We start from the raw sequence: 12,056 nt of genomic DNA on the forward strand, positions 1-12,056 counted from the left end.
CACCGATGGAGAGGACGGAGCTCGTCACGCTGAAGACGCCCGGCGCGGATCGTCCCCGCGAACCCCGCCCGCTCGGAGGACGGGTCTACATCGAGACCTACGGGTGTCAGATGAACATCAACGACACCGAGTTGATGGAGGGGCTGCTCGTCGACGAAGGCTTCGTAAGCGTGGACGCGCCCGAGCGCGCCGACGTCATCCTCGTGAACACGTGCGCGATTCGCGAGCACGCGGAGCAGCGCGTCCGCGGCCGGATCGGCGAACTGCAACGCCACCGGAAGCGGCGCGCCGGCCTCGTGCTGGGGGTGACGGGCTGCATGGCTCAGCGGCTGGGCCCGCGGCTCATCGAGGAAGCCGCGGGCGTGGACCTCGTGGCCGGGCCGGATGCGTACCGCGCCCTTCCGGAACTCATCGGTTCGATCCGGGCGAACGCGATCGAGCGCGGGCAGACGCTGCTCGGACTCGACGCGGAAGAGAACTACGAGGGCGTGGACAGCGTGAGGCGTGAAGGCGTGAGCGCCTGGATCACGGTCCAGCGCGGCTGCGATCACCGCTGCACCTTCTGCATCGTTCCCTACGTGAGGGGACCCGAGAAGAACCGGACGCCCGAGGCGGTCCTCGCCGAGACCCGACGCGCCGTGGAGGAGGGGTTCACCGAAGTCGTGCTCCTCGGTCAGACCGTGAACTCGTACGAGTCCGGAGACTGGAACTTCGCGACGCTGCTGCGGGCCGTGAGCCGCGTGGACGGCATCCGCCGCGTGCGTTTCACCTCGCCCCATCCCAACGACGTGACGCCGGAACTGCTCGAGGTGATGGCGGGGGAGCCGACGGTCTGCCGCCAGCTCCACCTGCCGGTGCAATCGGGCTCCGATCGCATCCTCAAGCGCATGGTCCGGCGCTACACGAGCGAAGGGTTTCTGGAGAAGGTCGAAGCCGCGCGCCGCGAGGTTCCCGGCATTGCGCTCTCCACGGACGTGATCGTCGGTTTTCCGGGGGAGGCGGAGGCGGACTTCGAGGCCACGCTGGAGCTGATGCGGGACGTCCGATTCGACGATGCCTATCTGTACAAGTACTCGCTGCGCGAAGGGACGCCGGCGACGCGCTTCCCGCCCGGGGATTTCGTGCCGGACGACGTGGGTTCGGAGCGGCTCGAACGCCTGATCGGCGAGCACCGCGCGATCCAGCGCGAGATCAACGAGTCCGAGGTGGGTTCGCGGCGCGAGGTTCTGATCGAGCGCTCCGCGCGCTCGGCGGGCGATGTACTCGGCAGGACGGAGCAGAACAAGGTCGTCGCCTTCCCCGGAGACCCCTGCCGGATCGGCACGTACGCGCAGGTCCGGCTCACGGGGACGACGGGCGCGACCTTCATGGGGCGGCCCTGCTGATGCGTTTCGTGACGCGGCTCCTCGCCTTCGTCGTCGTCATCCTCGCGGCGTTCTGGTTTTCGGTGCGGAACGGGAACGAACTCGTGAACGTCGTGCTGCCCTTCCTCCGCATCCGCGCGCCGCTCTCGCTCGTCGTCTTCGCCTGCATCCTCGGGGGGATGGGCCTCTCGGGCCTGCTCGCGTGGCGGGCCGAGCGCCGGGCCCGGCGCCTGGCACACCGGGCGGCATCGGCGCGGCTCGCGCACCAACCGCCGGCCCCGCCGGAGCCGCCCACCCCGCCGGAGCCGCCCACCCCGCCGGAGCCGCCCACTCCACCGGAGCCGCCCACTCCGCCCGCGTCGTCGAGCCCACCGGAACGATCGGAGCCGAGTCCCCTCGTTTGACGGACGGTTGATGACGTCTCCGAGCGTGGGGGTGTACCCTGCGCCCGGAGGATGATCGACGTCCCGCTCCCTATCGCCCCTGCTCCTGATCGCCCTGGCCCTTGCCGCCGGGGACGTGGCCGGGCTCGCGCTCGCCCCTGTCGACGCCGTTGCACTCCAGGCTCCCGCGGCCGTCGCGGCGGGACTTCTCTGCGTCATCGTCGGCCAGGCCGCGCTGCGGGCTGCCGGCCGGGCCCGCCCCGGCCGGGCCGGCGCCGTCCCGCCCCGCGCCACGGTGGGTCTCGCAGTCGTGCTCGCCGCCCTCGCCGGATTGCTCGCGGGTCTGCCGAGCGGCACGGCGGCGTTGCGGGCCTGCGTCGCCACGCTGGAGGCGGGCGCGCCGGCTGTGGCGGCCGGCACGCTCGCGGACGGGGTGCCGGAGCGGGGTGCGGGCCGGGAGGCCGGCCTGGTCCGGGTGTCGATCCGCGACGTTCACATCGTCTCGGGGGCGCGGATCTGCCGCCTTGGCGCGGTGCGCGCCTTCGTGCGGCCCGAAGCGGGGCGGGAAGCGGGCGCGGCGGTGCTCGCCCGGGGCACATGGCGCACGGCGGGCGGGACGAACCCGGAAGCGGCGCGAGCAGGGCTGCCCCGTCCGCCCGGGACGCTGGGCTGGATCGGCGGCGCGACGCTGGAGCCGCTGGCTGTCCCGGCGCACGCCGTGGGCCCGCGCGGTCCCGGCCGCTGGATCATCGAATGGCGCGCCGGGCTGCTCGCCCGGCTCGACGCCCGGCTCGCCCCCGAGCACCGGGCGATCGGCAGGGCGCTCCTGCTCGCCGACCGCAGCACGCTCGACCCCGCGACGAGAGAGGCGTTCGTCGGGGCCGGGATCATCCACCTGCTCGCGATCTCCGGGCTTCACGTCGGCCTGATCGGGGCTTCGCTGTCCTGGCTCATCGGCCTTCGCGTGCCCGGTCCGCGCCGGTTGCTCTACGCCGCCTGCTGCACGAGCGCGTACGTGTGCCTCATCGGCGCGCCCCCCTCGGCGGTGCGAGCCGCGCTGATGTTCTGGGGCTGGGCGCTCGCGTTCCGCCGGGCCCGCCCCGCCCGCCTCAGCGATCTTGCGGCGCTCGCGGCCACGCTCGCCATTCTGGCCGACCCGCTCATCGTGACGGATCCGGGGTTCCAGCTTTCCTTCGCCGGGTTCACCGGCGTCGTGCTCGGAGGCCGCGCACCGTTTCCGCCCTGGCTCTCCTCCCGACACCTGCGCGGGATCGGGCGAGCGCTCGCCGTGAGTTGCGGCGCGTTCCTCGTCACGGCGCCGATCGCGGCCTTTCACTTCGACCGCATCGTCATCGCATCGATCCCGGCCAGCGTGGTGGCGGGCGGGGTCGTGAGTCTCGCGCTTCCCGCGCTCGCGCTCACGCTGATCCTGCCGTGGGGTCTCTGGACCCTGTTCGCCGGCGCCGCGGACATCGCCCTCGCAGTCCTCGCGGCGATCGCGGACTTCTTCGCGGGGCTCCCGCTGAGCTGGGCGGGCCCCGGGCTCGGCCCCCGCGCATGGGGGGTCGCGGCCGCGGTCGTCGCCCTCGTGCTCGACCGGACGCGTGCCCGACGCGGCCTCGGCGTCGTCTCGGTCGGCGCCGTGCTCGCGCTCACGGTCGCATGGCCCCCGCTCCGGGCCGGCCTCGACCGGGGCACGGCGCTCGTCTGCACCCTCGCCGTGGGGCAGGGCGACGCCGCCGTCGTGCGGACCGGCGCCGGCCGATGGCTCGTCTTCGACGCGGGTCCGGGCGCGGCCTTCCGTACCGCCGGCACGGCATCCGGCCCCCCGCTGATCGCCGACGCGGGAAGCCGCGTCGTCGTGCCCTTCCTGCGCGGCAGGGGCGCCCGGACCGTGGAGCTCCTCGCCATCTCCCATCCCCACCTCGACCACTACGGCGGCGCCGGGGCGGTGTTCGAGGCCCTCCGGGTCCGTCGCGTGCTCGATCCCGGCGTCCCGGAGCCCAGCTCCCTGTATCTTGCCTTCCTCGAACGGCTTCAGATGGAGGGCGCCTCCTGGCACGCGCCCCGCGCCGGAGACCGCCTCCGGATCGACGACGTCGAACTCGAGTTTCTCTGGCCCGAGGGCCCGGCCGGCTCGGATGCGAACGAGGGCTCGCTCTCCTTCCGTCTCACGGTCGGCGATTTCCGCTACGTGAACACGGGAGACGCCGGCGTCGAAGTGGAACGCGAGATCCTGGAGCACCTCGCGCCGCTTCGCCCGGAGGCGGATCTCCTCAAGCTCGGCCACCACGGCAGCCGAACTTCCACTTCCCTCGAATGGCTGGAGGCGACGCAACCGGAAATCGCCGTGATCTCGTCGGGGACCGGGAACCGGTACGGGCACCCGCACGCCGTGACGCTGGCGCGACTCGACTCCGCCCGGGTGCCGCAGGTGTGGCGGACGGATCTCGACGGCCCTCTGTGCGTCGAGATCGACGCGCGCGGATGGCGGATCGCGGACGCGCCTTGACGCGAAAAACCGCCCCTCCGTAACCTCTCAGCCCACCCCCCCCGATTTCAGCGGAGCCAACTTGACCGGATCCATCCTCACCGTCGAACACTTCATCGCCGAGCAGGAGCGCGAATACCCTCAGGCCACGGGCGCGCTCACCGACATCCTGCTCCAGATCAGTCTCGCCGCGAAGGTCATCTCCGCGGCCGTGAATCGCGCGGGTCTCATCGACATCCTCGGCGTGATCGGGAGCACGAACGTGCACGGCGAGGAAGTGCAGAAGCTGGACGACTACGCGAACGATGTCCTCCTGAACCTGCTGAGACGCTGCGGCAGCCTCAGCGGCATGGTGTCCGAGGAAGAAGAGGGGTTCGTTCACGTTCCCGAGACCCGCGATCCCGGACCGTACATCATCGCTTTCGATCCGCTCGACGGAAGTTCGAACATCGACGTGAACATCTCCGTGGGGACGATCTTCTCCGTCTACCGCAAGCGGAGCGAGGGACGCAAGGTGCGGAAGCGCGACCTGCTTCAGCCGGGATCCGAACAGGTCGCGGCGGGATACGTCCTGTACGGCTCTTCCACGATGCTCGTCTTCACGACCGGGGCGGGCGTCCACGGCTTCACGCTCGACCCGGGGATCGGCGAGTTCCTCCTCTCGTACCGGAACCTGCGCATTCCCTCGCCCGGCAAGAACATCTACAGCATCAACGAGGCCTACTTCGACAAGTGGACGCCGGGCCAGCAGCGGCTCGTGGAGCGGTTCCGGCAGCCTCCCCCCGACGCGCCGTCGTTCTCCGCGCGCTACGTCGGGTCCATGGTCGCGGACTTCCACCGCACGCTCCTGCGCGGGGGGATCTTCATGTACCCGGGGACCATCGCGAAGCCCGAGGGGAAGCTGCGCCTGCTGTACGAGGTGGCCCCCATGGCGATGATCTGCGAGCAGGCGGGCGGCCGCTCCACCGATGGCCGGCGCCGCATCCTCGACATCGAGCCCGAGGGACTGCACCACCGCGTGCCGACCTTCCTCGGTGCCCCCGAACTCGTGGAGATGGCGGGGCGCTACCTGGCCGAGGACTGACCCGGATGGCAAACGGCCCCGCCGACAGCTGCCGGCGAGGCCGTCTTGGGTCGGGACCCCGGATCGCGTCCCGCTACGAACGTCCCGCTAGAAGTTGAACTGGAACCCCACGTTCAGGCTGCGCGGATAGCCGAGGAAGACTTCGGCGGAATCCGCGTCGTGAAGATCGCCGTCCTCGAAGTAGTTGTTGAACGACGAGGCGTCCGTGGCATCCTGGATGTAGGTCGTGTCGAAGAGGTTGTACACGTTGGCAAAGATGCGCACGCTGCTTCCGGCCACCGGGAGGATGTTGCCGAGCGAATGCGAGAGGTGCACGTCGAAGACCGAATAACCCGGCGGCTGCCAGGACTGGATTCCCCTCTCGGCCGGATCGCTGCGGTTCAGGTGATTGAACGCCGCATAGTGGTTGCCGAAGAACTTGCCCACCAGCGACATGGAGGTGCCGTCCGCCGGGAAGACCGACGCGCTGAGCGCCATCTGCCGCTGAGGCGCATCGGCCACCTTGAGACCCTGAATGTAGAAGTCCAGGAACACGGACTCGGTGAATCGGTCGTCGGGGCGATAGAAACCGGGAGCGTCCTCCAGGTACTTCCAGTTGCCGATCGAGAGCGCCCCGTCGAAGCGCACGACGTTGCTCGGCTGATAGGCTGCCTGGGCTTCGATGCCCATGTGCCGCGCGTCCACCCCCAGCAGGGTGACGAGCCCATCCACGCCCTCGACCCCGCCCAGGTCGCGGACGAAGCCTCTCTCCGTCCGATCCCTCCAGGTCGTGTGGTAGAGGTTGACGTCCAGCGACAGCGCCCGGCTGCTGGAGCGGAACTGCGTCCCCACCTCGAACGAGAGGAATTTCTCGTTCTTCGGATCGTCGTGAAGCGTGCCGCTGTTGTCGTCGATCACGCCGTCGAAGATCGGCACCTTGGAGACGATTCCCGCGTTCCCGAACAGGGACCACTCGTTGCTGAGATTGCGAACGGCGCCACCCTTGATCTGATACCCGGAGATATTGCCGCTCTCGAGTTCGAGGTTGCCGCCGCCGGGGCCGGACTTGAAGAAGTCCACGAACGTGTAGGAATTCTGGGCCCACCCGGCCATGCCGTAGAGCGATCCGCCGGTGGTCGTCTTCTCGGCCTGCACGTAGCCGCCCAGCCAGTCGACCGTATTCTCGTTGTGATAGTGGATCTTGTCGCCGAGATTGCGGTTGTGCTCGGCCTCGCTCCAGAACTCGGAGGGCGTGCAGCGGTTTCTGCTCGAGCACTCGTAGTAGGCGCCGCCCAGCAGGTCGCGCACCTCCCGGTAGTGCGCGATCTTGGCCGTGCGCCAATCGACGCCGACCTCGGCGGTGACTCCGCCGTCGAAGCTCTTGCGCAGCTTGGAGATGGCGCCCCAGGTCCGCTGGTTGTTCACCGAGTTGCGAAGGACACCGCGGGACCCGGCGGCCTCATCCCGGTTCCTCGCGATGGTGGCGTCCCAATCCGGGATGCGCTGGCCGTAATCGTAGTTCCATCGCACGGACCCGATGGTGCCCGTACCTCCTCCCGCGCCGCCGGAGAAGTAGCCCACGGTCGTCAGGCTCAGACCGTCGCCGAAGTAGGAGTACCAGTTCAGGTTGACCTGCGGCTTGTGGAAGTAATTCTCACGCTCGTTGAGAAAGCCGTCGTTGAAGCGATCTCTCCGTCCCGAGTCCGGGCCCGTGCTGTTGTACTGGGTTCCGCCATAGCTGGCGCTCACCGGGGCCACGTTGGGACTGCGGCCCCTGCCCACCGCGGGGAACTTCTCGAACGCCCCGGCGTCGAATCCGTCCAGCGTGCGCGCGAACTCCGGGTCGAGACTCGCCAGGTTGAGCTTGTAGATGTTCTGGCCGTGTCGCTGCGGCGCGCCGACCGCGTACGCCTCGAGTCGGTTGTTGGAGTTCAACTGGAACGACGTGGCCAGGTAGTAGGCCCAGGCATCGGTCCACGTGGCGTTGCCTCCCGTGAAGCCCGTGTACATGCCGTCCCCGGTCTTGCGCACGACGGAACCCGTGGCGGCGAACCTGCCCACGGGACCCGTGTTCACCACCACCGTCTCCTTCAGCAGGTTGCTGCCGAGCCCCCAGCCGCCGTTCTCGTCCAGGCTGCCGAGTCCGAACTCCTGCTTGTACATGAGGCCCGCGCCCTCGGCCGCGGGGTCGGTGATGACGTTGATCGTGCCGCCGATCGACGGCGTGGCCAGGTTGACCGCCGAAAGGCCGCGCTGGAGCTGGATGCTGGTTGCGGCATCGCCCAGCCCGTCCCAGTTGGACCAGTAGACCCACCCGTTCTCCATGTCGTTGACGGGCACGCCGTTGATCATCACGGCGGTGTTGCGCTGGTTGAAGCCGCGCACGTTGATGCGCGCGTCGCCGGCGCCGCCCCCCTGCTGGGTCGCGTAGACGCTGGGGGTAACGTTAAGCACCAGCGGAAGATCCCTGGAGCCCAGCTGGTTCTGGATCTGCGCCTTGCTCACGTTGGTAAACGCCACCGGGGTCTGCCGGTCCTGTGCCCGAGTGGCGAAGACCTCGAGGGCATTCATGGCGATCGCCTCCCGGCTCAGGCTGAAGTCCAGCGCGATGGACTGGCCGTCCTCCAGCGAGACCTCGGTCTCGGACTCGCGTCCGTATCCGATCAGGATCACCTCGACGGTGTACGGCCCGCCGGGACGAACGCCCTCCACCCGGTAGGCGCCATCGCTCCCCGACAGCGCCCCCACCTGGACCCCGGTCAGGTCGTGCGAGACCACCACCTGCGCACCCGCGACGCCGGCGCCCAGGTCATCGGTCACCCGGCCCGTAACGGTCGCAGTCTCCTGTGCCGCCAGATCGGCGGTGGAGAAGATGAGGATGAAGAGCGCGGCGCAGAGCGCCTTCAGACGAATTGTGCGTGACATCGGTCATCCTCCGGTTATGGATGCTTAGCGTGACGCGCGGCCAACCCGTGGCGCGAGCGCCCGAAATATCGTTGCCAACCGAACCTCCTGCGGCACCCGAAAAGTCGCTGACAAATGTAACGGCGGACGGCCGTTTGCGTAACGGGGACAGAACGCCGAAAGGCACGGCTATTCGTACCTCAGCGACTCCACCGGATCGAGCCGGGCCGCCTTGCGGGCGGGGAGGATGCCGGCCACCAGGCCGATCGCCATGAGGATCCCCGCGCACACCGCGGCGATCGGGGCGGAGAGCTTCGGGTTCACGATGTACTGCATCGCCGGGTCGTCGATCGGCATGGCATCGATACCCGTCACGAGCAGTGCGGCGATGGCGAGCCCCGCGAGACCCCCGCCGACGGCGATGAGGATCGCTTCGAAGAGGAACTGGCTCACGATGTGCCGCTTCCTCGCGCCCACGGCGAGCTTGACGCCGATCTCCCGCGTCCGTTCCCGCACCACGACGTACATGATGTTCGCGACGCCGACTCCCGCCACGATCAGCGTGAAGGCGCCCACGAGGCCGAGGAAGATCTGAATCCCGAGCCCGATCTGGCCCACGATCTTCTCGTCCTCGATGAAGTCCCAGATCGCGAGTGCCCGCTCGTCCGCCGCGGCGAACCGGTACCGACCGCCCAGAACCCGGTACAATTCCTGCTTGGCCACCGTCGCGTCCCTCACGTCGCGAGGCCGCAGGAGCAGGTGGTTCACGAACTCCTGGCCGTAGATGCTCCGGAACGTGGAGGCGGGGATCACGGCCCGGTCCTCGTCCGGCCCGTTGTTGCTCGAGTCCTGGAACTTCGACTCCATCACGCCGATCACGCGGAAGGGAAGCCCGTCCAGCGTGACCGTGCGCCCCACGGGCGGCGCCTCTCCGAACAGGCGTGCGGCGAGTTCGTCTCCCAGGAACAGCACCCGCCGCTTCTCGTCGATGTCGCGCTGGTTGATGAACCGGCCGCCCGGAGCGGGGAACATGCGCCGCAACTCGGAGAAGACCGGGTTCACGCCCTCCATGTAGGTCGTCGTCTGGTTCTCCCCGAGCTTCAGGTGCGTCCGGCCGCGGCCGTACGAGGGACTGCCCATCTCGAACTCCGGCACCGCGCGCAGGAGCAGGTCGAGATCTTCCTCCCGCAGCCGGATCCGCCGTCCCTTCGACAGCCCCTCGTGCTCCATGCTCGTCTGGCCGCCGTAGACCATGAAGATGCGTTCCCCGGCGTTGAGCAGCCCCGTCGAGAACTGGTTCCGGAGTCCCTGTCCGAAGGCGAGCAGGAGGACGATCGAGATCGTCCCCCACACGACGGCGAAGATCGTGAGGAAGGCGCGCGTCTTCTGGGCCCGCAGGTCGCCGAGAAACTCTTCGAGGAGGATCTTCCACATGGTTCAGACCGTTGCCGGAGCGGGGACCGCCGACAGCCCGCGGGTCAGTCGCGGAGACATTCGACGGGGTCGAGCGTTGCGGCGCGGCGCGCGGGAAAGAACCCGGCCAGCACCGCGATGAACGCGAGGAGCGCCATGGTCACCGCGGCCACCTGCAGCGAGATCGTCGGCGTACCGACGAACTCCTGCATCGGGACCAGCGACATGAGTTTCACGATTCCGAGGGAGACGACGACGCCGAGCGCCGCGCCCGCGACGACGATGAGCATGCTCTCGGTGAGGAACTGCCACAGGATGGATCGCCGCGTGGCGCCGAGCGAGCGCTTGATCCCGATCTCGTTCGTCCGCTCCCGCACGACGATGTACATGATGTTCGCGACCCCGATCCCGCCCACGCTGAGCGTGAAGCTGCCGATGATCGCGAAGAAGACCTTGAATCCCAGGAAGAGGAACCCGAACATCCGTTCCCACTCCGCCGTGTCCCATACGGCCAGCGCGTCCTCGTCGCCCGCGTTGAAGCGGTACTTCGCCCCGAGGACCTCGTAGACCTGCGCCTCCACCGCCTCCGTCCGCGACGCGTCCGCGGTCCGGTAGACGAGGTTGGAGACGAAGCGCGAGCCGAACAGGGCCGCGTGCGTACCGGCCGGGATGAACACGCGGTCCTGGTCCCGCGAGTTGTACGACGAGTTCTGGACCTTGGGTTGAAGCACGCCGATCACGGTGAAGGGCGAGTCGCCGATCCGGACCTGATCGCCGACGGGATCCGCGTCCCCGAACAGGACGCGGGCGACCTCGTCTCCGAGAAACACGACGCGTCGCCGCTCCCGCTGGTCCCGCTCGTTGATGAAGCGCCCGCCCGGGAGCGGGATGATGTTCCGCATCTCGCCGTACACGGGATAGATGCCGGTGATGTTCGGATTCACGCCGTTGCGGCCGTAGCGGACCGGCGCCGCCCGCGTCGAGTACTCCGGGCTGATCATCGTGATGTCGGGGATCCGCCGGGCGAGAATCTCCGCGTCCGCTTCCCGCAGCCGGATCGAGCGCCCCTCCCTGAACCCCGCGTGCGGCATCGTCGTGCGTCCGCCGAAGAGGATGACGATCCGGTCGCCGAGCCCGTGGAACCGCTTGATCGTCTGCCGCTCGAGCCCCACGGAGAAGGCGAGCAGCACGACGACCGCCACGGTGCCCCAGGTGATGCCGAGCACGGTGAGCGTGGTCCTGACGCGCTGGGCCGAGAGGTCGGCCCACAGCTGCCGTGCGGCGTCGAGCAGCCTCACCGGACCCCGGCTTCGCGCACCGTCACCGGCGGCGGGCGTCGCGCACTAGGTGATCTCGCGACGCGGGGGCTCCAGCACGCGCTCGCCCTCCGCGAGGCCGTCCAGCACCTCGACACTGATCCCATCGCTGAGTCCGGTGCGGATCTCGCGTTCCTCCGTCTCCTCCGGCCCCAGCCGGACCGTGACGAGCGTGCGCTCGTCCTCGAACCGGACCAGGCGCTCGGGGATGACGAGCACTTCCGAACGGCGCTCGATGATCACGTGCGCGTTGGCGGAATAGCCCGCCCGCAGCGCCGCGCCGTCCAGCGGAAGCACCGCGATCTCGACCGGGAAGAGGGTGGCGTTCTCCTCGTCGCGGCCCTTGAGCGAGATCTTCGTCAGCCGTCCCTCGATGCGCGCGTCCGGGAGCGCGCCGATCGTGATTTCCACCGGCATGCCCTCGGCGAGCCGTCCCACATCGATCTCATCCACCGTACCGCGGAAGAGCAGCTCGTCCATCTCCGCCATCGTCATGAGGGCGGTCCCTTCCTGGAACGTCGTCAGCGGGACGACGGGATCGCCGATCTCCACCATCTTCTCGAGGATGAACCCCTGAATCGGGGAAGTGATGACCGTCTCGACGGCTTCGTCGCCGATCGTCACGCGGCCCTCGGAGAGGAGGGCCAGCCGTTCCGTCGCGATCTGGACCTGGAGCGCGGCCTCGTCGTGCTGTCGAGCTACCGTCTCGTATTCCTCCTCGGACACGAATCCGCGGCCGCGCAGCGCCTCGAGCCGGTCGCGCTGCCGCTCGAGCTGCTGGAGTTCGATCTCCCGCAGCTCCACGTTGCGCCGGGCCTCGACGAGTTCGATCGGCGTGGGGTTGGGCTGGACCTCGAGGAGGGGCTGGCCCCGCTGGACGTACTCCCCGGGCTCCTTGAACATCTGCCGCACGACGCCCGCGAGCTGCGACTTCACGCTCACCTCGACCAGCGGCTCGATGCGTCCCACGGCGAGCGCCCGGTCCACGATCTCGCCACGCTCCACGGCGACGGTGCCGGTCTCGCCATCTTCGCCGTTCCCCGTGTTCGCGACCGCGAAGCCGGTGGCGCCGAGCCCGCCGATGAGGACCATGCCCCCGAGTATCTTCGTGCCTCGCTTCAT

General features: G+C 69.1%; 8 protein-coding genes. 4 read left to right on the plus strand and 4 right to left on the minus strand.

Going from position 1 to position 12,056, the window contains the following annotated elements:
• Positions 1 to 5 precede the first annotated feature (5 nt).
• From miaB to fbp, 4 genes are all read left to right on the plus strand, one after another.
• Positions 6 to 1,385, plus strand: coding sequence for a tRNA (N6-isopentenyl adenosine(37)-C2)-methylthiotransferase MiaB (gene miaB, locus ACQY5G_RS09335; RefSeq protein ID WP_428104108.1), 1,380 nt, complete (start codon positions 6 to 8; stop codon positions 1,383 to 1,385).
• Entirely contained in the window at positions 1,385 to 1,768 is a 384-nt protein-coding gene (locus tag ACQY5G_RS09340) for a hypothetical protein (protein WP_428104109.1), read from the plus strand. Before miaB ends, ACQY5G_RS09340 begins: the two co-directional genes overlap by 1 nt.
• A gap of 115 nt (positions 1,769 to 1,883) precedes the next feature.
• A complete protein-coding gene (locus ACQY5G_RS09345; protein WP_428104111.1) occupies positions 1,884 to 4,259 on the plus strand; it encodes a DNA internalization-related competence protein ComEC/Rec2 in 2,376 nt (791 codons plus the stop codon).
• Positions 4,260 to 4,320: 61 nt separating this feature from the next.
• Complete coding sequence (gene fbp / locus ACQY5G_RS09350) at positions 4,321 to 5,322, plus strand: class 1 fructose-bisphosphatase (RefSeq protein WP_428104114.1); 1,002 nt, start codon at positions 4,321 to 4,323, stop codon at positions 5,320 to 5,322.
• 87 nt (positions 5,323 to 5,409) lie between these two features.
• Here fbp and ACQY5G_RS09355 read toward each other — a convergent pair whose 3' ends face one another.
• From ACQY5G_RS09355 to ACQY5G_RS09370, 4 genes are all read right to left on the minus strand, one after another.
• Positions 5,410 to 8,226 (minus strand): TonB-dependent receptor, encoded by a 2,817-nt coding sequence (locus ACQY5G_RS09355; protein ID WP_428104115.1) that lies wholly within the window; start codon positions 8,224 to 8,226, stop codon positions 5,410 to 5,412.
• Between the two features lie 168 nt (positions 8,227 to 8,394).
• Positions 8,395 to 9,639, minus strand: a complete 1,245-nt coding sequence (locus ACQY5G_RS09360; protein ID WP_428104118.1) for an ABC transporter permease — start codon at positions 9,637 to 9,639, stop codon at positions 8,395 to 8,397.
• A gap of 44 nt (positions 9,640 to 9,683) precedes the next feature.
• Positions 9,684 to 10,916: an ABC transporter permease gene (locus ACQY5G_RS09365; protein WP_428104120.1), complete on the minus strand. Its 1,233-nt coding sequence runs from the start codon at positions 10,914 to 10,916 to the stop codon at positions 9,684 to 9,686.
• A 45-nt stretch (positions 10,917 to 10,961) separates the two neighbouring features.
• Positions 10,962 to 12,056 (minus strand): efflux RND transporter periplasmic adaptor subunit, encoded by a 1,095-nt coding sequence (locus tag ACQY5G_RS09370; RefSeq protein WP_428104122.1) that lies wholly within the window; start codon positions 12,054 to 12,056, stop codon positions 10,962 to 10,964.

The organism is Candidatus Palauibacter sp., assembly GCF_965261555.1.
GTDB lineage: Bacteria > Gemmatimonadota > Gemmatimonadetes > Palauibacterales > Palauibacteraceae > Palauibacter.